This is a genomic window from Shouchella phoenicis (genome assembly GCF_047238345.1).
Taxonomy (GTDB): Bacteria; Bacillota; Bacilli; order Bacillales; family Bacillaceae_D; genus Shouchella.
The window spans coordinates 594,325-618,297 of sequence record NZ_JBDFMQ010000001.1 but is presented as its reverse complement, the minus strand read 5'-3'; the positions used below and the strand labels follow the sequence as shown (position 1 = coordinate 618,297).

The following is a 23,973-nucleotide window of genomic DNA, read 5'->3' as shown; positions in this document are numbered from 1 at the left end:
TGGAAGCCCTTCTCTCATTCTACCGATTGTTAATATAATACGTCTCGTAAGTTTCTTCATAGACATAGCCAAGTCGTTTAGCAAGCTTAACCGATTCTGCATTTGCTGCATCCCAGCTTGGATACTTCCTATGTTCCAGACAATCTACTAGCAAGGCTGCTGAGGCAATCGTTGCCAGACCTTTTTTGCGATGACCTTCGTGCGTACCGACTTCTACTTCAATTCCCTCATCATAAATGCTGAATGACGTAGCACCGCTGACCACTTTTCCGTCGTGGAGAATCGCATACCCAATGCCTCTATTTAAAAAATCATCTATCGAGTCGAAATTGCAGGTAAAATACTCTGAGATTGCTTGTAAAGAAGGTTTGTTTGCGATCGCCGAATCGATTCGTTTTAGTTCATACCCTCCAGGTAGATTCGTTAAAAACCCTTTGAGATATGCAACGTCTAACAGCGCGTCGTCCTGTTTAAAGCGATGGCGATCAAACTTATTGAATCTCCCTTTATAGATGGTTTCGATTCGCTTTTTCCATTCATCTGTATGAACGATAACCAGTGCATCTTTAGGAAGGTTGCGTAACAGTGTCTCCGCCTCTTTTGCATTGGCGTCACCTGCAAAGTAAGAAAACATCCCTACTTTTACTTGAGCAGCTGTTGGGCTTTCCTGATTGTTCACCCATGCGTCTCCCATATGCCCTTGTAAACAGGAGAGAATGACGGTGTCAGCCATACCTTCGAACATAGGCAAGAGTTTTTGCTTTGTCGTTGCATCTGCTTTTTTAATGGAGAAAACCTACTTTCTTTTTTATAGGTTAATCAGATCTTTTTAATTTAATTGGGCTTCAAACGAGGATCGGTATTCTTTAGTCTTTTTCAGTAGCTTTTCTCGTAATTGCAGGAACCACTTGGGCATTTGTTCTGTTTCTTCTACGTCGACAGATTTTACAGCTCTCTTTCTCCTAATCGCTCAACAAAGCGTAGTAAATAGCCATCAGGATCGGCGACGAGAAACTCTTTCTGACCTACTAATGTGGTATTTGCACGATACCAATTTTCCTTCATATCGACCATGATTGGAACGTTCTTCATCACTAATCGGTCATAAATTGCACGATTATTTTTTACAATCATTTGGAAATTCACACCTCTTCCAAACGGATAAATCAGTTCACCTGTCTGCCAATGTCCATTCATTTCTTCAATCATAATCTGGCAGTCGTCTATAGAGATCATTGCGAATTTATCTTCTACACGTTGATAGTCAAGGTTGAACTGTAATAGACCGATGTAAAATTCAAGACTTCGATTTAGATCTTTAACCGATAATTCCGGGACGAGTGAATTCATTTTTATGCCTCCTTACAACGAATGATTGTTCTGCACCCTGATCACACATACGTTTCTTTCATATGTTATCATTTCGCATGACAAAAAGCCTCCTTTTACAGGAAGCTCACTTAAACCAGCCCTTCTCTTCTATCAATGAAATGGCTTCAATTCGGTTGGTTACGTGAAGTTTTTCATAGATAACAGAAACATAATTTCGGACGGTGCCTGTTTTTATTTTTAAATGATCGGCGACTTCTTTTGTGCTTTTCCCTTCGGAAATGAGCTGGATGACTTGACCTTCTCGCTCTGTTAGCGGATTATCATTGCTGCTCATCATATCCATTAATTCTGGCGCATACACCTTGCGCCCACTCATAATGGTTCGAATGGCTCTCGCAAGATCATCACTAGGGCTATCTTTTAATAAGTACCCGCTCACTCCTGCTGCACGTGCAAAGTTAAAGTACCCCGTGCGTGCAAAGGTTGTGAGAATAATAATCTTACAGGCTTCTTCTTTTAACGTTTCCGCTGCTTCAATTCCCGTCATTAACGGCATCTCGATGTCCAAGATACAAATGTCAGGCTTCTTTTCTTTTACGAGCGCCACGGCTTCAACACCGGTTGTGGCTTTACCCACAACCGTCATATCTTCTTCTAGCTCTAGTAATGACGCAAGTGCCCCTAACAGCATCCCTTGGTCTTCTGCCAGTACAATGCGAATCATAACTGTCCCCCTTCTTTTTGATAGATAATCCTTGGAATCCGAATGGTTAGCTGTGTTCCTTTATTCGACCGGATTTCTAGTTTACCGTTCACAAATTCCAATCGTTCTTTCATGCCAATTAATCCACTATTATGTGTCGTTGGTTCCTTTCCAACCATGCCAACACCGTCATCTACTACATCCAATCGCCATTCATTCGGAAGATTTTCTAGTATAATTGTACATTGTGTTGACTGGCTATGTTTGACAACATTCGTGACCGATTCTCTTAAACACATGCAAAACACATCTTCTATTAGGAGCGGCAAATGTTTAAACGATTCTCCCCCTTCAATCTTGCACGTAATTTCACTTGACTCTAATAATGCTTCGACTTGTATCATTTCCTCTTCTAAGCGTGCTGTACGCATATTTGAAACGATCTCCCGCACTTCTCGTAAAGCGGTTCTTGATGTCTGGTTAATATCGCCCAGTTCTTGTTCTGCTAAATCGGGGTTTACCTTTAATAACTTTTTAGCGAGATCACTTTTCATCCCTATTAATGATAGTTTTTGTCCAAGTGTATCGTGTAAATCGCGCGCAATTCGCTGTCTTTCTTCTACTACCATCAACTGAGAGATTCGTTCATTGGCGTCGCTAAGCTGATTCTCTAACTCTTCTCTTCTTATACGATTATAAATTGTAAAAGGTAACAAAATCACACCTAGTATGCCTAGTACATTAAATGGAAGTTGAGCTGAATACACATCAGGTTCAAGTAAAAAACCAACTGTAAAAGCAATAATTGTTGTCGATAAATGCACAACATACAAACTAATAAAACCTGATCTACTTTTTACGTTCCCAATAAAAAACGCAATAAACAACGCGAAATACACATAGCCAAAATAGATGGTCATCCCAATGCTAATGAGCATCTCAATACTTAACGCCACATAAACCGTCCAGCCTTTTTTTATAAAAGACAGGCGATACGTCGCAAAAAACAAGACAATCATTGCCACACCAATAATAATTTCATACATGGTTGCGGAGCGAATGATAAAGTAAAATGGCAAGATACAAAAAGCAATCCAAGCAAATAGACTTAACCCTGTGTTTTTAGGAAAAATATGAAACCAATGATACAACGGACTAGCTCCTTTTTGTTAACGTCATTAACCTGTCTATAGCAAAAAAAGCGCAATGGGAACACTTCTTCAGCATGTGCAACAGCGGAGAGCTGAAGCATTACTGATTGAAGCGTCCGTCCGTAGCGCTTTTGTTTCTAGTTCATCCTGTTTTCGTCTGAGACACGCGAGAAGGTCCTTGAAGACGATCCGCAATTTTCATCTCTTTAAAACTAATGAACGTTTGATTTTTTTCATCATATAATCGAAAACGAATTGATTCAAGACTCTTTTTCAACGTAATCGTTGTGGCGGTCTGTAAAGGCTTAACATTCTCATGGGTTTTTTCTAAGTTGTAATTCGGTACTTTTGGGCTTAAATGATGCACGTGGTGATAACCAATATTCCCTGTTATCCATTGTATCACTTTTGGAAGTTTATAATAAGAGCTGCCGTCAACCGCAGCTTTCACAAAATCCCATTCATTGTCGTTTTCAAAATAGGAATCTTCGAATTGGTGCTGTACATAGAATAACCAAATCCCTGCCGCTCCAGATAGATACATGATAGGAATTTGAACAATCAAAAAGGCTTCCCATCCAACGAGCATGATCATACCTGCGTAAATTAGCGCAATACTCGCATTTGTAAGAATGGTATTCACTTTTTCTTTGCGTTTCGCACCTTTTTTGTTGATCCGATTTTCAATTAGAAACAAGTAAAGTGGACCTAAACCAAACAAAATAAACGGATTCCGGTACAATCGGTATTTGAGACGATCCATTTTTGTTGCTGCTCGATATTCCTCAACGGTCATGACCCAAATATCGCCAGTACCTCGTTTATCTAAATTCCCACTCGTTGCGTGGTGAATCGAGTGACTGTGCTTCCACTTTTCAAACGGGAAATGCGTGAGCACACCGGTTACATTCCCAACTATACGGTTCCATTTTGGATTCTGGAAGAAGCTACCGTGGGTACAGTCGTGAAAAATAATAAAAATTCGTACGACTAATCCAGCCGCAATAACAGAAAAAAGTAAACTTAACCAGATTGAAATCGTGATGCTTTGATACGCTAAAAACCATGCTAGAAAGAACGGTAGTATCGTATTTATTAGTTGGATAACCCCAATTTTTGTATTTGACTTTGCATATGGTGCGACACTCTTTTTCAGTGCGCGTTGCTTTTCTTGACTCATATTGTCCCCACCCCAAATGTGACGTTATCCTTAGTGTAGCGGACTGTTAAATCAAGTGTAAGACACACTTGTCACTGCGAGAACATGACAAGTGTCATACTCTGTTTTACAGTAAAAAAAAGCGCCCTCCTTTTTCATTAAAAGAGGAACGCTTCTTCAATTCTATAGTTAAAACGGTCTAATTATTTTTTATTTATATAAGGGATTCTTTCATATAATAGCAAAAAATTTAAGGAATCAATGTCTCCTTATCGTCAATTTTCAACACAACAGTCTCTAAAAAAGCACGCTCTTCGTCTGAAAGTGCTCGGTGGAGACTGCCCTCAAACTCCTCAACAAGCCGCTGCAACACTTCTGAAGAATGAATGCGAATACCCTCCTTTTGCCTTATTCTCTCACTATAGTACAAACGGCTTGAAAATGAAAATCAATTTCATGAAAATAAGAAAAACAGGAGTATTCGCCTATTATTAAAGAATTTTGTGGGAAAATCATTAAGACCTATGATAATTCAATTGTTGCACTAGCCAGTTCTACACCGTTGGCAAGCAACGTGACAGTGTGTAAACCAGCATAATGCTTACGGGTTGATAAATCCGCAAAGCGATGTGTCCGTATTCGTTGCAATGTTTCTTTTTGAAAAATTTTCCGATCAATTAGTAAAAATTTCTTACGTGATGATTTCCCATTTGCTTTTACAAAATCGATTGCATATTCGAACCGGATTCGCTTACCAGAAGATTCCTCTACTTTGGCATTCCAGTGTAAATCGACGGAATCTCCAATGCGAATGGAAGTAGCAGAACTCTTTATGTTGGCATCAGTAATGGCTTGAGGAGTTTCTTTACTATTTACATACCCAAACAACGCATACGCTTCAGGCAATTCAAGCTTTAACAAGCCTCTACAACCATGTCGAATAATCCAATCTGTATCGTCATGTTGACCTTGCCATTCATTAGCGATCTGTAAGACCTTATATGGATGATCTTTTGAAAGATCGTTTAAATTATTTGCCACACTTTTTCGCACATATTTTGAGGGGTCTTTCTTTAAATTTTCGAGTAAATCAATTACGGGCTCTGGGTTTTTCTTAAACTCCGTTAACGCTTCCCCCCAAGGCAATCTAGGGCGACAACCCTCACTTGCTAACCGACGTACATGCTCGTCCTCATCTCGTGCCCATTTATGCATTTGTTTCATCATCCGCTCAGGATCTTTCTTTAAAAAAGGGCGTACCGCAAACTCACTAGTGGAACCTTTTGTAAAATAGCCAAGCGCGGCAACTGATTCTTCCCAGTGGTCTTGTCCATACACTTCAATAAAATCAGAAAACAGAACAAATAAACCTTTTTGCGCATCATTTCCTAGCGTCAGTAAGATATGAAGTGCGCTCAGATAATCGTTAGGCAACGTTTGACCAAGCGCAAGCGTTATTTTTCGCATCCGTTGTTTTAATGCAAGCTCTTCCCATTCTCCTTCAAAAACGGTTTCAATGAACAAGGTATCGTTGAATTGATGATCAACAGACTTAATTTTTTCCGCAAGAGTTTGAATCACTTCTTGGTTATACATGTCTTTTAACGGTTCAGCCATCTTTTCTTCCCTCCACATACCCGTGACCTTCTTCCTTTTCTACAAATTTTATAGAAAAAAAGACATTTTGTGTAGGGTTTTGCATGATGGTTCTAGAATTTAAAAGATTATAGGAATTATAGTCGATAAGGAGTGCCTATATGTCGTTACAACGTTTACCAAATCTTTGCCTATTAGAAGCTTATGAACAAGCTCTATCCCAATCATTACCTGAAGATTTCGTTACACTTTTACGAAATGAACTTCTAGCAAGAATGGAAAGTCGTACGTCCAATATTCATTCAACATCATTTGTAATGATTCCAAAAACCCAACCGAATGATTTTTAAATCCAAGAGCGTTTTCTTCTGAACATCTGCTCTTGATTACGATGAGGAGTGTCGCCTCTCTTTGGCTCGTGTTCTTCCGGATCCTTTTCACTGTGTTGCTCATTTTTCTCTATCGGTAATGCATAAACGGAAAGCAGCTCCTTAACGTAGACATCTCGATCAAGGACTAACCCGATTCGACTACACGATTCATCCTCATCACATTGAGTAGGTACAGCTCGAAAATCAGCTGTACTTAAACCATACGTTATCGGATCGTGATAAGACACTCGAACAATTCGTTCCTCAAAAGTTGTAACGACAGGCACATCTAGCGCAACCATCGCCGCAACCAAATCGTGAATGGGCGTTCCAGGTAGTTGTGGGTTTGTCGTTTGATAAAACGCATAATAATACTCAAACAGCGGTTTTAAAAGTTTCCCGACTTCATCTTTTTGAGCTTCATCAAGTTGATTTATTTGTTCTGGTGTAATGTAACTATCGAGTGTCGCATTAAGTGGAAGAATCGTTAAGTTCGGAACCCGTTCAGCTAACACATTTGCTGCAATGGGATCGCCGTGAAAGTTGGCCTCAGCATTCTCCGTTACGTTTCCTGGTACGAGAAACGCACCACCCATTATGACCGTTTTAGAAACGTTGCTCATAATCGCAGGATTTAACTCCCAGGCCATTGCCAATGCAGTGAAACGTCCAGTCGCAACGATTGTTACATCGTTCTCATACTCCTTAATCAGATCAAACAATAGACTAAAATTACTTACACCTTGAAAGGTATCACTACTAACTGGTGGTCGAAAAGGCCCTAACCCTTCTTCTCCATGAATGTCCGGATAGAATTCCGGTTCACTACCATCTAAAGGCTTCGTAGAACCACTAATAACTGGGATGTCCTCCCTGCCAGCTAATTCTAAAATGTACTTCACATTCCGATACGATTTGTTTCTACTTATGTTTCCATACCCAGCTACCACGCCAATAAGATTGACCTTCCTTTTTTTCAATAAATAGATGAGCGTAAAAGCGTCATCAATCCCCAAATCCACAAATAGAAGTATGTTTTTCAAATTCAAGTCCCACCTATCCACTCTTTTTGTGCAGTCATTAACCCTATGCACATGTCTAGGTAATGGTGAAAACAAGATCGGCCTCTTTTTTGATTTTTACTCATGTCTCTTCTCTTTTCTACAGAGAACAGTGTTGGTTTTATTCTTTGATGAATAAAATAGAAAGACCATCCATTTCGCTCGAGTATCTTTACAAAAAATGGGTGTTCTCGTACACTTTTCATAACAGAGAGGAGTAGAAGAAGATGAACATGAAGCAACGAAAAGCCGTTTTTCAAACGCTCTTTATCCTGCTTTCACTTGCAGTGAGTCAAGTGATCTTCTTTATAATTGAACAATCTTCTATGAGCCTTAAACAATATGCAAGCGAGGCGACGATATTCTTTTTTCCAAACAGTTGGTTTAACGCCTACTTCACGCCTTACCAAACCATTGAACTCAATTTCTTAACCGCATTCTTTCTTCTTATTAGTGTATGTTTTATCTTCTATCAGCTCATCGTTTTTTTGCGGGAAAGATCCCAATAAAAAAAGAGCGTCATCGAGTACGCTCTTCTCTCTCTATCTAGTTATTTTCGTCTTTCTCTTCAACAAGTTTATCAATTTTTTCTTTTAAGTTTGATGCGTCAATGCCTCTTTGGACGGCTTTTTCCACGACCATAAACAATAGCAAGAAAAAAACAACTATAAAGATTACTAAATATACGATATTCATTTATTCAAATCTCTCCCGTATTCTATCCTACCTACTCTCTCACGAGTCCTTCTTCGTAATATTGCATTTGTTCTAATTGTGGTGTACCTGATTGTGTGTAATAATGATCACCCATTTCCCATTCGACTTCCCCATCTTCGTCATAGAAGCGCCAAGCATAGATCAGCTCTGCTCCATAAGTTCGACCTGAATGTAAAATTGCTTGATTTTCAGTTTTATAGTCTAAGTCGCGCACTTGTTCATGAAACGCCGCCCATTCATTAGGAAACGGCTCTACCCCATAGCTTTGTTGGTCAAGATCTAATGAAATCGTATGCGGCATTTGAATTTGTGGATAATAAAAATACACATCCATGCTATTCGTGTAATACCCTCGATCTTCCAGTGTGAAAATTTCTAACTCGGTCAATCCTTTATCAGGGTTTTCGTTCCAAATTAATTGGTAGGAGTAGGGGTCATTTTCTTCTGTCAACCAAATACCTGGGCCATCGTTGAGTGTAACAACAACCTGTTCCCACTCACTATTTGACCACTCCCAAATCGCAAACCCATACTGATTTTCATAATGAAAAGGAATCATTCGATTCGTATCCGTAATGACTTCGTTCCCTTGTATCACGATTTTCTCTCCAGACACCCCAATTAATTCTTGAGCCAACGCTTTCCTGAGTTCCTCGTCAGCAGGAAATGAATCAAGATCTGGTGGCTGGTTGAACATAAAATAAAGCGTTGCGCTCAATGCAACAATGCCTGCAATTATTCCAATAGACCATTTCTTTCGTCGCGTCATGGTGCTTCACCCCCGTTAAAAAGAGGTTCTGAACCGCTAAAATACAATTGCTCTTCTCCTAAATCAACGAGAATACCTTGTCCATCTTTTTCAACGAAAATAAGCGGATGATATCCACTTCCCCATTTAGATTGTGCGCCTTGAAGCACATACGGAAAATCTTCTTGATGCTCACCTTGCTGTCTACCACCAGACATTATTTGCTCAAAAAATTCAGCCTCACCTATCGATTTTATTTCATATCTTTCTAGATGCGCCTCACTTAAATTAAGTTCAACCTCATCTCCTTGAAAGTGTGTGACCGTTAGCTCTATATCAGTTGGGTTCGTTATGTAGGTGGAAATTTCGTCTACTGGATACACAAGATATTGAACAACAGCACCAATCAACGAGAACCCTACAAACAAAAAGCCCGAGAAAAAACCTGTCCATGCAAAAGGACGATAGCGCAGCCATCCTTGATTTCCTCGTGGCGCTAGTAAACATATAATACCTACACCTAGTGGTATGAGCGGAAAAGCCATTTCCTGATTAAAAATAAACAAAGGGAAATCAACAGTCAACATGCCGAAAAAAGTAACAACAAGCGCTTTCCACCAAGACACGTTGTCCGTGTTTCTACGATATAAGAATATGAAAAAGCCAATAAAAAGAGCAAAAGCAAACAAACTACTCACGGTTTCAATCAGTCCACTTGTTGGGATATGAACATTCAACTCGTCACCTCCTACTCTACTATCCTAACACCTAATTGGGTATTTAAGGAAATAAATACCTTCTGTTAGCCAGTCAGGTTAATAAGGGCTATAGCCAAGTGCAATCGGGACGAGAAGAAGAACAAAACTGATAAAAAACAAGAGCCAAAACCAAATAGAAGTCAAACGCCTCACAGAATAATCTTTCCACCTACTTAAAAAGCTCGCCTCAAATAAACAGTAAATCACAAACAGTATGTACGACACACTCCACCATTGAATCCATTCATTACGCTCCAACGATACATTAAACCAGATATACAATGGTTCTAAAACAACGTTTGTCAAGACTAGCCCCACTGTTAATAGTAGGATGATACCGACTGCATAACGACCACCACGAGCAAGATTCATCATTCATATCCCCCCTCTACGACTAGTCTATCGTCGGACAAGGCATTCTATGAACAAATGAAATGCAAATCTTTAGTGAAATCGTTCGATATACCAAGCTTGTGCATTTTTTTCTAATACTCGTTCAATCGCTTCAGAGTGAATGAGGCTTTCCTTGATGATTGTAATATCCTCTTGTTCAAATGGTCGCGGAGCTCGAGTTGAAGGAAGATCCGTACCAAAAAGAAGAATGTCTGAGTGAATCTCATAGAGACGTCTGATAACGGGTTTAGGATCAAAATCAAGCCGACCAAAGCCCGTTGCCTTCACACGAACGCCTTTTTCTGCCAAGTGATATAGCTCTGGCAAGCCCTCTTTCCCAAGACCTAAATGATCAATAGACACAGCAGGCAATGCCTCGATAATAGGCAAGTATTGTTTTAGCTGGCGTGAATGAATGTATAATTCAGTATGCCAACCGACAAGGTTGTAAACACGATTTGAAAAAGCCTTCAAATGAGATATATCTTCTGAACCTCCGCGATTCACATTAAATCGAATCGCCCGTATACCTTTTTTATGAAGGGACAAGATCTCCTCATCTGCCGTAGATGCTGGCAGCTGCGTTACACCGACAAAGCCCTCTCCCAACTGACCTAACGCATCGATTAAATACGTCTGATCATATTGTTGAAAGGAACCAGATACAATTGCACCACCTTTTATTCCTAACGATTTAATTGCACGTGTATAGTCTTGAACTGTATAGGAATCGGGTGTATACCCATTGTTTTCGTAAATCGGAAAACGGTTATCAATGATATGTAAATGCGCATCAAACATTAAATTGACCTCCAGACATGTGCCTCTCTAGCCCATAAATTGCTTGCTTCACTAAATTCTTCATCAATATCCCTCATTTTCTTTTTTGTCTTCCACTTCGATAGCCAAATGAATCATCATTCTGATAAAAGGTGTCAATCGACTTAGACGGATGTGCAAACACGGTTGATCCTTTCTTTAAGAGTGCGTACAATAGATAGAACACTTAATGAAATGGAGGGTTACGATGTCTGCGTTCCATGCTTTTTTAAGAGGGATAACAAAAAGAATCTTGCTTGTGCTTACTTTATTTATCATTTTGTCAGTAGCAACGTATCTCTTTATTGGTTATCCACATTTACAAAGTTTGCTGTTTATCAGTCTTGTCGTTTCTGTTCCGATCCTCATCCTTTATTTATTCTTCATTAATTTTTTTCGTGCTAGGTCTTAGACGTACATAAGACGACTTTTCCATAACGGCTCGTAAATGGCTCAGCTTGCTTGACCGCTTGGGTGACGTTGGATAACGAATAGCGATGACCAAGATTTGGTAAGATCAGACGATGACTCGCTACAACCGAAAGCAGCTCGTTATACACACGATGCCAGTGATTAAGTGTTACTTGCTGATTCCAATGACGGAGATGAAACATACCTGTCTGTAATCGTCTAGAGTGAGCGGCCCAATCGACTTGCTTTCCAGACAATAGCCCAATTGCTAAAAACTTTCCATGCGCTCGTACACATCCCGCAAGTCGGTCTCCTTTTTCTCCACCAATCGAATCAATCGCCACATCAGCACCCTTACCTGCTGTTATTGCCATAACCTGGTCAACGAACGATTCTTCGTTTTCATCTATGACGAATGTAGCTCCTAATTCCTGCAATGCTTTTTTTGATTCTTCTCTTCTTACAACAGCAATTAACGTAAACCCTATTTGTATAGACAATTGGGCAAATATTCTCCCTAGCGCTGATCCTGCCGCATTAATGATCACAACGTTCTCCGGTTCTAAGCACAACTTTTCTTTACACACGACCCAAGCCGTAAGTGGATTAATATACATTTGGGCGGCGGCATCATCATCAATCTGGTCGGGTACAAAGACTAATCGTTCCTTTTTCATTTTAACGTAATCTTGCCACGTTCCCTCGGCTCTTAACGGCAATACACGCTTCCCTATATATGCTTTTGATCCATTTGCTCCTACCTCTTCAATGACGCCAACCCCTTCATAACCTGGAACAGCTGGTAATGTAGTCCGATGAGCGTACGCACCACGTATTGGTATTAAATCAGACGGATTAATAGGCATTAGTTTCATCCGGATAAGGACTTCTTCTTCTGTAACTGGCGTAAGGTTTCTTCTTTCAACTGTTAACACAGATTGAGGATCACCAAATTTTCGGTATACAACGCACCTACCCATCATGTTATCTCCTCCTTGCAGACAGTATAGCACGGTTTTTTTTTGCACCTGTATACCATCACGTTTAAAGGCAAAGATGTTAACAAAGGCTTCCATTATTCGTTATGTCTCATTGGTAGAAAAATTAAAAAAGCGCTATATAATAACCTTTAGGAGGATGATTTATGATACACGAAAATTTAAGAACCCTAAGAAAAAACAATAAGTTCACTCAAGAATATGTGGCTGAAAAGCTTCAAGTTTCTAGACAAGCAATCGCAAAATGGGAGGCTGGAGAAACTGTTCCAGACCTAAATTATACGATGGCACTCGCCGACCTCTTTGATGTTCGAATTGACGACCTTGTTTCTAAAGAAGAGAAACAGTACGGCATTGGTCCGAAAGGCAAGCATATTTTCGGGGTCGCCACTGTCGGCGAACGAGGGCAAATCGTACTTCCCCAGCAGGCGCGAGATATTTTCAACTTAAAAACCGGTGATAAATTAATGATCCTTGGTGACGAAGAACAAGGAATCGCACTAGTTAAAAATGAGCACTTCTTACAGTTTGCTGATGGGATTTTCGCCGCCCAAGAGGAGGTTTATGAAGACGAATGAATGTCATTCAGACAGCCAAGTTAAGGAAACAGTTTCAAAATGAGATTGCCGTCGATGGCTTGAATCTAACGATAAAAAAAGGTGAGCTCTATGCACTTCTAGGGTTAAATGGTGCAGGAAAAACAACCGTCATTAAAATGCTAACTACCTTACTAAAACCATCGAGCGGGGAAGCAACAGTCTATGACTATTCCATTAAAAAAGAAGCGCGCCCTATTAAGCAGCTCATTGGTGTGTCGCCGCAAGAAACCGCAATCGCCCCTAACTTAACCGTACACGAAAACGTGTTTTTAATGGCTCGGATTTATGGAATCTCCAAAAAAGAGGCTAAAAGAAAAAGCACAGATGTCCTATCACAACTTGATTTGACAGATGTAGAACAGAAAAAGGCAACTCAATTATCTGGCGGGATGCAACGTCGCCTCAGTATCGCAATGGCCTTAATTTCTGATCCAAAGGTGTTATTCCTTGATGAACCGACACTTGGAATTGATGTGATTGCAAGGAGGGAACTATGGGAAGTCATTCGAGGCTTAAAAGAAAAAATGACAATCATTTTGACGACTCACCATATGGAAGAAGCCGACTCTTTAGCAGATCGTATTGGTATTATGGCAAATGGGCAGCTGATTAAGACCGGGACTCCAGCAGAGTTAAAGGAACAAATGGAGACGACTTCCCTTGAAGATGCGTTGGTTTCTATTGTTACGAAAAAGGAGAAACGCTCATGAGGATGCTTGCATTTGCTTCAAGGAATTATAAAGAAATGACTCGGGACAAAATCACGCTTCTATTTGGACTGGCCTTCCCTCTTGTTCTCATTTTAATGCTCTCTCTTATTCAATCAAATATCCCGAATGAGATGTTTCAAATTGACATGCTAACCCCGGGTATTGCGATGTTTGGGCTATCTTTTATCTCTCTTTTCTCTGGCATGCTTATTGCGAGTGACCGGCAAAGCTCCTTTTTAATGCGTCTTTTCACAACACCGTTGACCTCTCAGCAGTTTATAACAGGCTATACGCTGCCACTGTTTCCGTTAGCCCTTATTCAAATGAGTCTTTGCTATGTCGCAGCTTTCTTTCTTGGATTATCCATTTCGGTAGAAGTCCTGTTTTCAATTCTCGTTCTTATTCCCATTGCGGTCTTCTTCATTGGAATTGGCTTACTGACTGGCAGCATATTTACAGATAAGCAAATCGGCGGTGTTTGTGGCGCACTACTCACAAACGTAAGTGCTTGGTTTAGCGGGGCATGGTTTGATGTAAGTTTAGTTGGGGGTTGGTTTGAAAGCATTGCACATGCCCTTCCGTTCGTTCACGCGGTAGAAGCAAGCCGTGCTGCATTAGCAGGTCATGGAAGCGATGTGTTTCCTCACTTATGGTGGGTTATCCTTTATGCCGTCGTAGCCATCGTACTTGCAATCTATGTGTTTCATAAAAAAATGAAAATTGCATAAGCATGTCCCCGTCATTTCCTGTTCCTATTTTCTTATTGGTGCATATACTTTACAAATCGTACAGGAAGGGGCGGGAATTTCATGTTTACGTGGCGGTCTTATACCATCATGATTCTAAGTGTCTTATTAAGCTCTGCCATCCTTCTATTTAACCTTTTAGCGCAAAGTAGAAGTGGCGAAGCTTATCCGATTCTGTTCCATCTTTATCTTGCTTTTATTCCTGTTTGTTTCTTTGCAACAGGTTGGATAATTGGGACATGTAGAGGGTCGACGGAAAACAAGTGGGTACCTCTTGCCGCAACCGCTCTACTCTTCATTTATGCTATCGTTATTCTCCATTCAACCATTCGTTTTTTCTTATCGCTTATATAGAGCCATTTTTTGAGATAACTGGCGACTCTACTTGAACAGATTCTGGATATTTTACACCCATGCCAGTATTCAAACAAATGACCACGTCATCTTCTTTTATCCAACCTGTTTGTACAAGTTGCTTTGCCGCCGCGAATGTTGCAGCTCCTTCAGGACATAAAAAAGCGCCCTCTAACTGTGCTACGATTTGTTGTTCATGTAAAATATCTTCATCTGAAAGAGAGATTGCACACCCGTTGGTTTCATAAATCGCCTCAAGAACGAGAAAATCCCCGATCGCTTTCGGAACATTAATGCCAAATGCGGCGGTATGAGCATTCTCGAAAAACGTTGATTCGGTACGTCCCTCATGAAAAGCATCCACAATTGGCGCACACCCCTCTGCTTGCACAGCAACAAGTCTCGGCATTTCACCTTTCACCCAACCAATCGTACGCAGTTCTTGAATCGCTTTGTATATACCGATTAATCCTACTCCCCCACCTGTTGGATAAAGTATGACATCCGGTAATGTCCATTTGAGTTGCTCGCAAATCTCTAATCCCATTGTTTTCTTGCCTTCAATTCGATACGGTTCTTTTAACGTGGACGCGTCATAGTACCCGTATGTACGTATAGCTTCCGCCACAACTTTGCCAGCATCACTTATCAAGCCATCAATTAACGTTAAGTGCCCACCACTTATCGCAACTTCTTTTCGCGTAATCTCCGGTGCATCTTCTGGCATCACAACATGTGAACGCAATCCAGCTCGTGCCCCATACTGCGCCCATGCAGCTCCCGCGTTCCCATTTGTCGGCATCGCTAATTCTTTGACGCCTAACGCTTTTGCCATTGACACCCCAACCGCAGCCCCTCTAGCTTTAAACGATCCAGTTGGCAATAAGCCTTCATCTTTCATAAATAGTTGAGACAACCCGATTGTCGCTCCATATTGGTGCATCGGTATTAACGGCGTCATTCCTTCTCCAAATGTCACAACGTCTTTAGCTTTTTCAACTGGCAATAAAGGGTGGTAGCGCCATAGAGAGAGCGGTTCTTCTGCTAACGAATCTTTTGTCCATTCATGTTTTACTTTTTCTAAATCATAATGTACAAGTAATGGAGAACCACATTCGCACAGATGATGAATATCTCCTTTTTCATAGCTTTGTTTACATTTCGGACATTGCAAGTGCGTCATATAGCTAAACATATCATTCCTCCCTGTTTGATTTAGTTTAAAAAATCCTCCATGAAAGAGTCAAGAATAATCTGTCTTTCATGCACCGATTCGTTTTTCTTATCATTTAGGATTATAAAGATGGATTATTCAAATCAGCATGAACACGATACAATACATGTAATGACTAGCCATGATTGGAGCTGATCCGTATGTTTATTTCGATTTTTTTGGAAGTGATATTCCCTATCCTTGCTTTAATGGCTCTAGGAGTGTTCTTACAGAGAAAATATTCATTTAAATTAACGCCATTCTCGACTTTACTAACCGTCTGTTTCATGCCTGCTTCAATTTTTTTAAACGTATATCGGGTTGATATTGATCTAATGGTGCTATCACAAATCCTTCTTTACTTACTTTTATTCACCGTTGTCATGATGATTGTTGGGCAACTCGTTTCACGGATGTTCCGTTTAAATCGTGGGGAAGCAGTTGTGTTTAAAAACAGCATTTCTTTAATGAATTCAGGAAACTACGGCTTACCTGTCAGTCAGATGATTTTCAGCGCGAATCCTCTTGGGGTAACGATTCAAATCTTTGTACTTGTCTTCCAAAATATCCTTACTTATTCATACGGTTTGTATAATCTTTTATCTGCTACAAAATCCCTGAAAGCCATAATACGCTCATTTTTAACGATGCCAATTATTCATGCCTTAATTCTTGGAATTCTTTTTCAAAGCTTCAGCATTCCATTACCTAGCTTTATTGAAACGCCATTGGAATATCTCGCGAATGGATTTATTGCTCTTGCTCTTATCTTACTCGGTGCTCAATTGGCAACAATAAAATTTGGTGTGTTTCATCGCGTCGTAACGTTATCGATTATTGGACGCCTTCTCGTTGGACCGACAATCGCGTTACTTATTATCTTCTTACTTGACTTAGATGGAATTGTTGCTCAATCCCTTTTTATCGCCAGCTCATTTCCAACATCTCGGAACACAGCGACTCTTGCTCTCCAGTATAATGTTGAACCAGAGCTCCATGCACAAGCCGTCCTTTACACGACCCTGTTTAGCTGTTTTACCGTTACAGGTGTTATCTCCCTCTCAATGGTATTGTTTTAGAAAATTAGTTAGGATATTAGAGCAAGATTGATCCTCCTATTAATATCTCTCTTTTCAGCTGGCGTTACCAACAATTTACGTTAGAAAACTAATCTTTAGCCAGTTGCAACCTTTTACATTATAAAATAATGAAATTGGCGACGACTTCTACGGGAACAGCACGTGTCCGAAGACATGAAGCGGGTTTTGCGCAATGGCTGAGGCCGTGCCCGAGAAAAGCGTTCGCCAATTTCAGACCCTTATCTAAAAACAATAAAGTTTTCTATGAATCTATGTAATTCTGTATTCTACTCTTTCATTTCAATATTTGTTAAGCTTATCATATCGATGGAAACTTGCTCACTGAAGGAGGAAGCCAGTGATACACATACGAGATATGAACAAAAGCGATATCAATAAGATTCGCGCACTCGCCACAAAGACGTGGAAAGCAACGTATACACCCCAAATACCAGATGATATCCAAAAGAAAGTCATCCGTGATGCGTATTCAACTCAAGAAATGAATCGTCGCTTCCGCTTATCAATTAATTTAGTTGCGGAGGAGGACGGCGTGATTGTCGGCTACGCCTTTTTATCTCGTGAAAAAGGCGCAGAGCACAACGCTTACCTTGAATCCCTTTATGTCGACCCAGATTGCCAAGGAAAAGGAATCGGAAAATCTCTATTATACCGAGGATTAGAGCGATTTAATCATCCTGATTATTGTCGCTTAATTGTTTATAAAGGAAACAGCAGCATTCATTTTTATTACAAAGAAGGCTTTCAACAGCTTAAAGAGCGCAAAGGGGATTTTTTTGGACACCCTGTTGTGTTAATTGAGATGAAAAAACAGATAGCCCCAAAAATAACTGGACAGTAACGTTCAAATAAAAAGGAGACGATTATGAAAAAAACGCTTATAAAAGGTGGAACCATTCTACCGATAACCAAAGACCAACCTTCGCATTACCAAGCTGATCTTTTAATAGAAGGTACAAAAATAAGCAAAATAGAACCGAATGTAAACATAGACGATGCGGAAGTGATTGATGCGTCCGATATGATTGTCATGCCAGGTTTTATTGATACACACCGACATACATGGGAATCAATGATTCGTAATATTGGCGCAGACTGGTCGTTACAAACGTATTTAGGAAACATTTATTATGGCGGAATCGGTTCACAGCGTCGTCCACAGGATGATTATATCGGCAATTTATTTGGCGCACTAGAAGCGTTAGATGCTGGTGTGACAACTATTTTAGATTGGACAATGATTAATTCGATTGAACACGCTGAGGAAAGCATTCGCGGTCTTCAAGATTCAGGCATCCGTGCCGTGTTCGCTTACGGGGCACCAGGTGATGGGGAGTATTGGAACAATGATAGTACGTTAACCCATACAAAAGATGCCAAGCGGATTCAGTCAGAGCATTTCACTTCAACCGATCAACTGATGACATTAGGATTAGCTATACGTGGCCCTGAATTTAGCGCTTGGGATACGGCCGTTACCGAGATTAACACAGCAAGAGAAATGGATATCCTTGCTACGATGCATTTAGGGTTTGGCACATGGGGACGAACAGCTCATTCAATTGAACGGTTAGATGATGCAGATTTGCTTGGAAAAGATTTAAACTTTACCCACATGAACCGTGTTACAGACGAAGCGATGAAACGGATTGCTGCAAAAGGTGGCAGTATCTCCGTCACGCCAGAAGTAGAAATGATGATGGGACACGGGTATCCAGCTACTGGTCTAGCACTAGAAAATGGTGTTAAGCCGACATTAGGAGTAGATGTTGTGACCTCTACAGGAGGCGATATGTTCGCGCAAATGAAATTCGCTTTACAAGCCGAACGTGCCCGCGTCAATGAACGATTACTTGATGAAGGCACCATGCCTGGACCTGACTTGCACATTAGCGCTCAACAAATCCTTGAGTTTTCCACAATCGAAGGCGCAAAAGCGCTTTTACTTGATCACAAAGTGGGTAGCCTTGAAGTTGGAAAAGAAGCTGATTTCATTCTTCTTAACAAAAAAGACTTGAATTTAAGTCCCATAACCGACCCGATTGGCGCTGTTGTTCAAACCGCCCATACCGGGAATGTCGACTCTGTTTTCGTTGCTGGAAAAGCGGTAAAGCGAAACGGGAAGCTATTGTTTGGCAACCTTGATGCACTGCGCGAACAACTTTATGACGCACAGGCCCACGTCCTCTCCCATACATAAACAACATAACGCGAAGCCTCCCAGCTATAGGGAGGCTTTTTGTGGATAACCACTAGAAAACGGATTCATTTTCCACAGTTTTCCGACTTATCTACATCCTTTATACACATATAAACAACCACAATGTCTACTTATAACCCGTTATCCACATTCATCCACTACTCACTCATGGGCTAGAATACTAAATAGGGGCGAATCTCTCCAATGATCTTTTGCCCATAAATTTTCTCTTAATCTTCCTTCTTGCTGCATACCTAGTCGCAACATAAGCTTTGCTGAAGCCTCGTTATTTGGATCGCACTTCCCATAAATCCGATGCAGCTGAAGCTCCTCAAAGCCAAACCGCAACATCCTTTTTGCTGCTGTGGAAGCAAACCCTTTTCCCCAATAGTCTGGATGTAAAATATAAGAGATTTCACCATTACTCTTGCTGCGAACATTTAATTCAGTCACGCCAATGGTTTTCCCTTCTTGTTTAATAGCAAGTGCATAACGAGTACGAGGCTCTTCTTGTTGACTTTTTAAAATGCCGTTCACATAATTCTTTGTCTCCTCTTCCCGCATCGTTTCCCATGGCTGATAGCGACTAACAATTGAAAGAGATGCATAGGCGTAAATGTCTTTCCAGTCCTCATATGTAAGTTCTATTAAGTCGATGTCTCTGCTCAAAATGATTCCTCCTCCATTTTCTGCAATAAAAAAAGCCTGATCGGCTCTACTAGTTATGAAAAACGATCTCTTTAACGATTAATAGCCTTGCTTTCTTCTAAGTTGAAAGGCGTAACGTCTTAGCTTGGATGTTACTTCATTCTCATGTTGACAGGCATCACAGTAGACATAATGCGCAGTCGCGATATACATTTTCAACACGTAATTCGATAAGATCTTTGGGTTTCCGCAATGTTCGCAAAACATTAAAATTTTCATTTAGTCCGCCTCCCTCGTATCCCTTCTATACCCATTCTACACAAAAAAACGCACCTATTACAGATGCGATTCTCTTAAAATTCTTTACGCTTATAAATCATTAGTGAAACAATATAGGAGATCACAAATAGAACAAATGTGACTAATAGGAAAAGCAGGGCGAATAATTGGTCAGCATTCAAACCAAGATAGATGCTATTTCCATCTACAAATCGTGAAAATACAATAGAACTAAGAAAATAAATTCCAATTGCCCCTCCTAATCCCACAAGCATAATCATATCGCTCTTTTCAGTGCCAAAGAAATACGTAAGAGGATACGAGATAATTCCTGATATAAAAACAATGCCAATGATACTTAAAATGCCTACTATATAGTATTCTGTCGGTGCTTGATCAAAAAGTTGTGTCACAATGAGATACGTTACAACGGCGAAAACGATACCTACTACCATTAATAAGATAAAGAATAGATAATGACTCTGAACTACCCGCGGTCGACTGACGGGCAATGTCGCTACATATTTACTCCAACCTGACTTGGCTTCATGCTTCAACACCTCCAAAGCTGGCGAAACCATAAAGGCAATTGGAATAAATGCCGCCAAGCGATCGAGCATTCCTCGTTCAAAGAATACGAGTAACAAAACTGGTACAACAAGGCTTAAGGCGGCATAGACCCAGATGGATTTCTCTACACTATAATATTGGTTCATCATTAATCCTTTCATGCTTTTACCCCTTTCATTAAAATGAGTGTCATATCGTCAATTGTTGATGATCCCTTTTTTATCGTAGATGGAATCACATCCTTATCTGATACAAGCACTTCTATGCCACCCTCTTTTTTTCGATACGCGACAATCGCTTCTTTTGGTATGGATGCCATTTCTTTTTCACTACATAACAAGACTCCATAAGAAGTTAGAAACGTCTCTTTATTGATATCGAGCAGTACCTCTCCACCTTTAATAAAAATTAATTCATCTGCAATTTTCTCAATATCACTTGTAATATGAGAAGACATGAGAATGGATCGTTCCCCATCGCTGACAAATTCCTGCAACACTTGAAGAAGATCCTCTCGTCCACTTGGGTCAAGTCCTGCGGTCGCTTCATCAAGCAATAGGAGCTTTGCCTTATGTGACAAGGCAACCGCCATCGAGACTTTCATCGACATCCCACGAGAAAAGCTACGAATCTTCTTGTTTCTCGGCAAGGAAAATTTCTCGATGTAATCGAAAAAGGTTTCCTTGCTCCATTGTTGATAGATTCCACTAAAAACCCGCTCCAACTGCACAACATTTAATTCACTAGGGAGCTGCACACTATCAAACACGACCCCTATCTCTTCTTTCACTATTAACTCATTTTGCTCTCTTTCCTGACCAAATACGTGAATGGTTCCCTGATCTTTTCGTAGTGTTCCTAAAATAGATCCAATTGTTGTTGATTTCCCTGCTCCATTTTCACCAATAAACCCGACAATGGAACCAGGTTGAATGCGAAACGACACATTTTTCACTCCGAATGACGTACCTTTAAATTGTTTATGAAGAGCTTGGACTTCTAGTAGTGCGCTCATCTTCTTCCTCCTTCTTTTAACCGAATATTCCAACAAAAACAGCGATAATGATTGTCATGACAACCACAATCGTACTAAACGCTGCCATCACATTAAGCTCATAGGAATGAAACAACGCAAAACGATCGATGAACCAGCCTTCTGGAATGAAACGATTGATCGTATTAAATACACGATCATTCCAGTTAGGCATCCAATTCATCCGCTCAAATAGATATAAACAAGCAAAGATTAAACCTAACCCACTAAGCGGTAGAACAATTGCTTTACAAACGAAACGAATGTAGCTCACCTAATCCACACCTTTCTATTCGCCATATTTTTGATAAAAGTAAGTGGACAACCAAAACGATAAAGGTATAAATAGCAGCATCCCTAAACCAAATATGAGGAATCCAACCTCTTGAATCACATGATGATGAACGAATGCAATAAGAGAATAACCAAATACACTAACTCCAGGAAGCACCAATAGGATAAAAACGCTTGTTGCCGTGACAACCCTTCTACCAAACCGATACATCAGTGGATACAAAATGGATACAAACAACATGATTAAACCAACTGCAGAGCCCCATTCAAACCACGATAAAGACGAGAAACCTGGCAATAAGCGGTTAAATAGCGTAATGGCTATCGTAGTAATGAAACCGATCAAGATGGTAGCCACATACTTCGCCCCAACAACCTCTCTTGCACAAACAGGCAATACTCGGATCATTAAATCTGACTGATTATGATGGTCTGATTCCACAGAAAGCAATGCGTACAAGCACGTTACCAAAACCGCCACCATTAATGGGAGTGACCCGTTACCTAAAAGCAACCCTCCTAAGATTCCAATACCAGATAGGATTACGGTATACCAGACATTTACGTGCCATTCTTTTAACAATAAAGCGATCATTGCAAATCGCCTACGGTATACACCATAATGTCTTCTAACGTTGCTTGTTCCATCACAACTTCATCACCCATCAGTCTTCGGACGAGTCCAGCTTGAGTAGTCAATGCTTCAAACCCTACTGATGTCTCCTTAACCTGCAGAAATAACGCACGAATATCTTTATCTAGCAGTTCTTTTGCCCCTCTAACAATGACATGTCGCTCAAGAATGGCATCCTTTTCTTCGTCAAGAACAATCGAACCATCCCAGAGAAAAAGAATATAATCTGCAATTTGCTCCAAATCTGTCGTGATGTGCGTGGAGAAGAATACGGCCTTTTCTTCATCTTGAATTACCTCTTGAAGCAACTGCAAAATGTCTCTACGGCTAATTGGGTCAAGTGCTGCAGTTGGTTCATCAAGGACAATTAACTCCGCATGATGCGAGAGGGCAATGGCAATTGATAATTTCATTCCCATCCCTTTTGATAGATGGCCAACCTTATCGTTTTGAGAGAGCTTAAACTGCTTTATATACGTTTCAAACAGGTCATCGTCCCAATTCACATAAAATTGAGAGATGATCTTTCTCATTTTTTCAATGGTCAAATGTTGATAGAGATGGTGATCGGAAAAGACAAAACCAATTCGTTGTTTAATCGCCTTACTGTGATCATCATATGCCTGATCAAAGACGTTAATTGTACCTGAGTCTGGCTTAAGTAAATTGAGCAGCAACCTAATTATCGTTGATTTACCCGCACCGTTTGGACCGATAAAACCTGTAATATAGCCTTTTCTTATAGAAAACGAAACATCTCTTAACGTGAAATTTTGAAATGCCTTGTTCACTTGATTGAATGTCGCACTATCACGCATCATTCCTCCTCCTCATAAAGCATCGCTAGTATCTCTTGTAGTTGCTGGAGCGAAATGTCTAGATTTTTACTTTCCTTCACAATTTCTGCGAGTGATTGTTCAACCATCTGCAAACGCCTCTCCTGTATCAAATCCGTGTTCTGTCCTGCCACAAATGAACCTTTTCCTACATAAGAAATGATAAACCCGTCTCGCTCTAACTCTTCATACGCTCGCTTTGTTGTAATGACACTAATCTGAAGTTCTTTTGCAAGCTTTCGCATAGAGGGGAGGGGATCCCCTTCAGCCAACTCTCCTCTCAGAATGCTTTGTTTTATTTGATTTTTTATCTGTGCGTAAATCGGTTCTTGGGACGCATTGGATAAGAGAATGTTCATATTTACCTCACAATTGTTATCTTTGCATATATTGTACATATACTATATACACAATGTCAATGATTTAGATACACAAAAAGCTCTAACAAGGATTTTTCCTAATTTTGTCGAATAATTAAGTAAGAGGAGAATGTGTCATGAAACTAAGACAACTAGCCGTGGCTTTGTAAGTTAATGAGAA

The 23,973-nt window shown here is 40.3% G+C and carries 32 protein-coding genes; 10 read left to right on the top strand and 22 right to left on the bottom strand.

All coding sequences use genetic code 11. From position 1 onward, the window contains the following. Window positions 1-19 precede the first annotated feature (19 nt). From ABC361_RS03510 to ABC361_RS03485, 6 genes are all read right to left on the bottom strand, one after another. Window positions 20-745: a GNAT family N-acetyltransferase gene (locus tag ABC361_RS03510; protein ID WP_413072695.1), complete on the bottom strand. Its 726-nt coding sequence runs from the start codon at window positions 743-745 to the stop codon at window positions 20-22. Between the two features lie 200 nt (window positions 746-945). After that, window positions 946-1,350 (bottom strand): bleomycin resistance protein, encoded by a 405-nt coding sequence (locus ABC361_RS03505; protein ID WP_413072694.1) that lies wholly within the window; start codon window positions 1,348-1,350, stop codon window positions 946-948. Window positions 1,351-1,456: 106 nt separating this feature from the next. Next, entirely contained in the window at window positions 1,457-2,056 is a 600-nt protein-coding gene (locus tag ABC361_RS03500) for a response regulator transcription factor (protein ID WP_413072693.1), read from the bottom strand. Beyond that, complete coding sequence (locus ABC361_RS03495; protein ID WP_413072692.1) at window positions 2,053-3,186, bottom strand: sensor histidine kinase; 1,134 nt, start codon at window positions 3,184-3,186, stop codon at window positions 2,053-2,055. The genes ABC361_RS03500 and ABC361_RS03495 overlap by 4 nt, the downstream gene beginning before the upstream one ends. A gap of 142 nt (window positions 3,187-3,328) precedes the next feature. Further along, window positions 3,329-4,366 carry a Delta(5) desaturase DesA gene (gene desA / locus ABC361_RS03490; protein WP_413072691.1) on the bottom strand — a complete coding sequence of 346 codons (1,038 nt, stop codon included), beginning with the start codon at window positions 4,364-4,366 and terminating at the stop codon, window positions 3,329-3,331. A gap of 501 nt (window positions 4,367-4,867) precedes the next feature. Then, a complete protein-coding gene (locus ABC361_RS03485; protein WP_413072690.1) occupies window positions 4,868-5,962 on the bottom strand; it encodes a DNA alkylation repair protein in 1,095 nt (364 codons plus the stop codon). A 140-nt stretch (window positions 5,963-6,102) separates the two neighbouring features. Between ABC361_RS03485 and sda the strand changes: the two genes are divergently transcribed. Then, window positions 6,103-6,291 (top strand): sporulation histidine kinase inhibitor Sda, encoded by a 189-nt coding sequence (sda, locus tag ABC361_RS03480; protein WP_413072689.1) that lies wholly within the window; start codon window positions 6,103-6,105, stop codon window positions 6,289-6,291. On the opposite strand, the gene ABC361_RS03475 is transcribed toward sda, so the two are convergent. Continuing rightward, window positions 6,288-7,355, bottom strand: a complete 1,068-nt coding sequence (locus ABC361_RS03475) for a nucleoside hydrolase (RefSeq protein ID WP_413072688.1) — start codon at window positions 7,353-7,355, stop codon at window positions 6,288-6,290. The genes sda and ABC361_RS03475 overlap by 4 nt on opposite strands. 245 nt (window positions 7,356-7,600) lie before the next feature. On the opposite strand from ABC361_RS03475, the gene ABC361_RS03470 reads away from it, so the two are divergent. Further along, window positions 7,601-7,882, top strand: a complete 282-nt coding sequence (locus ABC361_RS03470) for a hypothetical protein (RefSeq protein WP_413072687.1) — start codon at window positions 7,601-7,603, stop codon at window positions 7,880-7,882. Between the two features lie 37 nt (window positions 7,883-7,919). On the opposite strand, the gene ABC361_RS03465 is transcribed toward ABC361_RS03470, so the two are convergent. The 5 genes from ABC361_RS03465 to ABC361_RS03445 all read right to left on the bottom strand — a co-directional run bounded on the left by ABC361_RS03465 (window position 7,920) and on the right by ABC361_RS03445 (window position 10,790). After that, window positions 7,920-8,069 (bottom strand): hypothetical protein, encoded by a 150-nt coding sequence (locus tag ABC361_RS03465; RefSeq protein WP_413072686.1) that lies wholly within the window; start codon window positions 8,067-8,069, stop codon window positions 7,920-7,922. Between the two features lie 31 nt (window positions 8,070-8,100). Next, a complete protein-coding gene (locus ABC361_RS03460; RefSeq protein WP_413072685.1) occupies window positions 8,101-8,859 on the bottom strand; it encodes a hypothetical protein in 759 nt (252 codons plus the stop codon). Next, window positions 8,856-9,575: a hypothetical protein gene (locus ABC361_RS03455; RefSeq protein WP_413072684.1), complete on the bottom strand. Its 720-nt coding sequence runs from the start codon at window positions 9,573-9,575 to the stop codon at window positions 8,856-8,858. Before ABC361_RS03455 ends, ABC361_RS03460 begins: the two co-directional genes overlap by 4 nt. A gap of 78 nt (window positions 9,576-9,653) precedes the next feature. Beyond that, window positions 9,654-9,971, bottom strand: a complete 318-nt coding sequence (locus ABC361_RS03450) for a hypothetical protein (protein ID WP_413072683.1) — start codon at window positions 9,969-9,971, stop codon at window positions 9,654-9,656. A 69-nt stretch (window positions 9,972-10,040) separates the two neighbouring features. Then, the gene (locus tag ABC361_RS03445; RefSeq protein WP_413072682.1) at window positions 10,041-10,790 is read right to left on the bottom strand and encodes an amidohydrolase family protein; all 750 of its coding nucleotides are present in this window, start codon (window positions 10,788-10,790) and stop codon (window positions 10,041-10,043) included. Window positions 10,791-11,016: 226 nt separating this feature from the next. On the opposite strand from ABC361_RS03445, the gene ABC361_RS03440 reads away from it, so the two are divergent. After that, a complete protein-coding gene (locus ABC361_RS03440; protein WP_413072681.1) occupies window positions 11,017-11,220 on the top strand; it encodes a hypothetical protein in 204 nt (67 codons plus the stop codon). Here the strand turns inward: ABC361_RS03440 and ABC361_RS03435 are convergent. Next, window positions 11,210-12,202 carry a zinc-dependent alcohol dehydrogenase family protein gene (locus ABC361_RS03435; protein WP_413072680.1) on the bottom strand — a complete coding sequence of 331 codons (993 nt, stop codon included), beginning with the start codon at window positions 12,200-12,202 and terminating at the stop codon, window positions 11,210-11,212. The genes ABC361_RS03440 and ABC361_RS03435 overlap by 11 nt on opposite strands. A 161-nt stretch (window positions 12,203-12,363) precedes the next feature. Between ABC361_RS03435 and ABC361_RS03430 the strand changes: the two genes are divergently transcribed. The 4 genes from ABC361_RS03430 (at window position 12,364) to ABC361_RS03415 (ending at window position 14,626) form a co-directional block, all read left to right on the top strand. Then, window positions 12,364-12,795 (top strand): helix-turn-helix domain-containing protein, encoded by a 432-nt coding sequence (locus tag ABC361_RS03430; RefSeq protein ID WP_413072679.1) that lies wholly within the window; start codon window positions 12,364-12,366, stop codon window positions 12,793-12,795. After that, complete coding sequence (locus ABC361_RS03425) at window positions 12,792-13,526, top strand: ABC transporter ATP-binding protein (protein WP_413072678.1); 735 nt, start codon at window positions 12,792-12,794, stop codon at window positions 13,524-13,526. Before ABC361_RS03430 ends, ABC361_RS03425 begins: the two co-directional genes overlap by 4 nt. Beyond that, window positions 13,523-14,254, top strand: coding sequence for an ABC transporter permease (locus tag ABC361_RS03420; protein WP_413072677.1), 732 nt, complete (start codon window positions 13,523-13,525; stop codon window positions 14,252-14,254). The genes ABC361_RS03425 and ABC361_RS03420 overlap by 4 nt, the downstream gene beginning before the upstream one ends. A gap of 81 nt (window positions 14,255-14,335) precedes the next feature. Next, window positions 14,336-14,626 (top strand): hypothetical protein, encoded by a 291-nt coding sequence (locus tag ABC361_RS03415; RefSeq protein ID WP_413072676.1) that lies wholly within the window; start codon window positions 14,336-14,338, stop codon window positions 14,624-14,626. Here the strand turns inward: ABC361_RS03415 and ABC361_RS03410 are convergent. After that, window positions 14,619-15,821 carry a threonine synthase gene (locus tag ABC361_RS03410; RefSeq protein WP_413072675.1) on the bottom strand — a complete coding sequence of 401 codons (1,203 nt, stop codon included), beginning with the start codon at window positions 15,819-15,821 and terminating at the stop codon, window positions 14,619-14,621. The genes ABC361_RS03415 and ABC361_RS03410 overlap by 8 nt on opposite strands. A gap of 179 nt (window positions 15,822-16,000) precedes the next feature. On the opposite strand from ABC361_RS03410, the gene ABC361_RS03405 reads away from it, so the two are divergent. From ABC361_RS03405 to ABC361_RS03395, 3 genes are all read left to right on the top strand, one after another. Then, window positions 16,001-16,918, top strand: a complete 918-nt coding sequence (locus tag ABC361_RS03405; protein ID WP_413072674.1) for an AEC family transporter — start codon at window positions 16,001-16,003, stop codon at window positions 16,916-16,918. Window positions 16,919-17,276: 358 nt separating this feature from the next. Next, window positions 17,277-17,780, top strand: a complete 504-nt coding sequence (locus ABC361_RS03400; protein WP_413072673.1) for a GNAT family N-acetyltransferase — start codon at window positions 17,277-17,279, stop codon at window positions 17,778-17,780. A gap of 24 nt (window positions 17,781-17,804) precedes the next feature. Then, window positions 17,805-19,139 (top strand): amidohydrolase family protein, encoded by a 1,335-nt coding sequence (locus ABC361_RS03395; RefSeq protein ID WP_413072672.1) that lies wholly within the window; start codon window positions 17,805-17,807, stop codon window positions 19,137-19,139. Between the two features lie 162 nt (window positions 19,140-19,301). On the opposite strand, the gene ABC361_RS03390 is transcribed toward ABC361_RS03395, so the two are convergent. The 8 genes from ABC361_RS03390 to ABC361_RS03355 all read right to left on the bottom strand — a co-directional run bounded on the left by ABC361_RS03390 (window position 19,302) and on the right by ABC361_RS03355 (window position 23,792). After that, a complete protein-coding gene (locus ABC361_RS03390) occupies window positions 19,302-19,808 on the bottom strand; it encodes a GNAT family N-acetyltransferase (RefSeq protein WP_413072671.1) in 507 nt (168 codons plus the stop codon). Between the two features lie 78 nt (window positions 19,809-19,886). After that, entirely contained in the window at window positions 19,887-20,066 is a 180-nt protein-coding gene (locus ABC361_RS03385; RefSeq protein ID WP_099302578.1) for a hypothetical protein, read from the bottom strand. A 74-nt stretch (window positions 20,067-20,140) separates the two neighbouring features. Then, entirely contained in the window at window positions 20,141-20,797 is a 657-nt protein-coding gene (locus ABC361_RS03380; protein WP_413072670.1) for an ABC-2 transporter permease, read from the bottom strand. Continuing rightward, window positions 20,794-21,651: an ABC transporter ATP-binding protein gene (locus ABC361_RS03375; RefSeq protein WP_413072669.1), complete on the bottom strand. Its 858-nt coding sequence runs from the start codon at window positions 21,649-21,651 to the stop codon at window positions 20,794-20,796. The genes ABC361_RS03380 and ABC361_RS03375 overlap by 4 nt, the downstream gene beginning before the upstream one ends. A gap of 16 nt (window positions 21,652-21,667) precedes the next feature. Further along, on the bottom strand, window positions 21,668-21,943 hold the full coding sequence (locus ABC361_RS03370) for a YfzA family protein (protein ID WP_413072668.1): 276 nt from the start codon (window positions 21,941-21,943) through the stop codon (window positions 21,668-21,670). Window positions 21,944-21,958: 15 nt separating this feature from the next. Next, window positions 21,959-22,558, bottom strand: a complete 600-nt coding sequence (locus tag ABC361_RS03365; RefSeq protein ID WP_413072667.1) for an ABC-2 transporter permease — start codon at window positions 22,556-22,558, stop codon at window positions 21,959-21,961. Further along, window positions 22,555-23,415 carry a phenol-soluble modulin export ABC transporter ATP-binding protein PmtA gene (pmtA, locus tag ABC361_RS03360; protein WP_413072666.1) on the bottom strand — a complete coding sequence of 287 codons (861 nt, stop codon included), beginning with the start codon at window positions 23,413-23,415 and terminating at the stop codon, window positions 22,555-22,557. The genes ABC361_RS03365 and pmtA overlap by 4 nt, the downstream gene beginning before the upstream one ends. Then, window positions 23,415-23,792 carry a GntR family transcriptional regulator gene (locus tag ABC361_RS03355; protein ID WP_413072665.1) on the bottom strand — a complete coding sequence of 126 codons (378 nt, stop codon included), beginning with the start codon at window positions 23,790-23,792 and terminating at the stop codon, window positions 23,415-23,417. Before ABC361_RS03355 ends, pmtA begins: the two co-directional genes overlap by 1 nt. Between the last annotated feature and the right edge of the window lie 181 nt (window positions 23,793-23,973).

What these genes read in the sequence shown, in the direction of transcription:
- ABC361_RS03415 (WP_413072676.1), top strand. Translation starts at nt 14,336, where the DNA reads ATGTTTACGTGGCGGTCTTATACCATCATGATTCTAAGTGTCTTATTA.
- pmtA (WP_413072666.1), bottom strand. Translation starts at nt 23,415, where the DNA reads ATGCGTGATAGTGCGACATTCAATCAAGTGAACAAGGCATTTCAAAAT.
- ABC361_RS03365 (WP_413072667.1), bottom strand. Translation starts at nt 22,558, where the DNA reads ATGATCGCTTTATTGTTAAAAGAATGGCACGTAAATGTCTGGTATACC.
- desA (WP_413072691.1), bottom strand. Translation starts at nt 4,366, where the DNA reads ATGAGTCAAGAAAAGCAACGCGCACTGAAAAAGAGTGTCGCACCATAT.
- ABC361_RS03450 (WP_413072683.1), bottom strand. Translation starts at nt 9,971, where the DNA reads ATGATGAATCTTGCTCGTGGTGGTCGTTATGCAGTCGGTATCATCCTA.
- ABC361_RS03425 (WP_413072678.1), top strand. Translation starts at nt 12,792, where the DNA reads ATGAATGTCATTCAGACAGCCAAGTTAAGGAAACAGTTTCAAAATGAG.
- ABC361_RS03470 (WP_413072687.1), top strand. Translation starts at nt 7,601, where the DNA reads ATGAACATGAAGCAACGAAAAGCCGTTTTTCAAACGCTCTTTATCCTG.
- ABC361_RS03445 (WP_413072682.1), bottom strand. Translation starts at nt 10,790, where the DNA reads ATGTTTGATGCGCATTTACATATCATTGATAACCGTTTTCCGATTTAC.
- ABC361_RS03435 (WP_413072680.1), bottom strand. Translation starts at nt 12,202, where the DNA reads ATGATGGGTAGGTGCGTTGTATACCGAAAATTTGGTGATCCTCAATCT.
- ABC361_RS03500 (WP_413072693.1), bottom strand. Translation starts at nt 2,056, where the DNA reads ATGATTCGCATTGTACTGGCAGAAGACCAAGGGATGCTGTTAGGGGCA.
- ABC361_RS03405 (WP_413072674.1), top strand. Translation starts at nt 16,001, where the DNA reads ATGTTTATTTCGATTTTTTTGGAAGTGATATTCCCTATCCTTGCTTTA.
- ABC361_RS03420 (WP_413072677.1), top strand. Translation starts at nt 13,523, where the DNA reads ATGAGGATGCTTGCATTTGCTTCAAGGAATTATAAAGAAATGACTCGG.
- ABC361_RS03440 (WP_413072681.1), top strand. Translation starts at nt 11,017, where the DNA reads ATGTCTGCGTTCCATGCTTTTTTAAGAGGGATAACAAAAAGAATCTTG.
- ABC361_RS03485 (WP_413072690.1), bottom strand. Translation starts at nt 5,962, where the DNA reads ATGGCTGAACCGTTAAAAGACATGTATAACCAAGAAGTGATTCAAACT.
- ABC361_RS03385 (WP_099302578.1), bottom strand. Translation starts at nt 20,066, where the DNA reads ATGAAAATTTTAATGTTTTGCGAACATTGCGGAAACCCAAAGATCTTA.
- ABC361_RS03380 (WP_413072670.1), bottom strand. Translation starts at nt 20,797, where the DNA reads ATGAAAGGATTAATGATGAACCAATATTATAGTGTAGAGAAATCCATC.
- ABC361_RS03375 (WP_413072669.1), bottom strand. Translation starts at nt 21,651, where the DNA reads ATGAGCGCACTACTAGAAGTCCAAGCTCTTCATAAACAATTTAAAGGT.
- ABC361_RS03430 (WP_413072679.1), top strand. Translation starts at nt 12,364, where the DNA reads ATGATACACGAAAATTTAAGAACCCTAAGAAAAAACAATAAGTTCACT.
- ABC361_RS03410 (WP_413072675.1), bottom strand. Translation starts at nt 15,821, where the DNA reads ATGTTTAGCTATATGACGCACTTGCAATGTCCGAAATGTAAACAAAGC.
- ABC361_RS03460 (WP_413072685.1), bottom strand. Translation starts at nt 8,859, where the DNA reads ATGACGCGACGAAAGAAATGGTCTATTGGAATAATTGCAGGCATTGTT.
- ABC361_RS03465 (WP_413072686.1), bottom strand. Translation starts at nt 8,069, where the DNA reads ATGAATATCGTATATTTAGTAATCTTTATAGTTGTTTTTTTCTTGCTA.
- ABC361_RS03355 (WP_413072665.1), bottom strand. Translation starts at nt 23,792, where the DNA reads ATGAACATTCTCTTATCCAATGCGTCCCAAGAACCGATTTACGCACAG.
- ABC361_RS03510 (WP_413072695.1), bottom strand. Translation starts at nt 745, where the DNA reads ATGTTCGAAGGTATGGCTGACACCGTCATTCTCTCCTGTTTACAAGGG.
- sda (WP_413072689.1), top strand. Translation starts at nt 6,103, where the DNA reads ATGTCGTTACAACGTTTACCAAATCTTTGCCTATTAGAAGCTTATGAA.
- ABC361_RS03505 (WP_413072694.1), bottom strand. Translation starts at nt 1,350, where the DNA reads ATGAATTCACTCGTCCCGGAATTATCGGTTAAAGATCTAAATCGAAGT.
- ABC361_RS03395 (WP_413072672.1), top strand. Translation starts at nt 17,805, where the DNA reads ATGAAAAAAACGCTTATAAAAGGTGGAACCATTCTACCGATAACCAAA.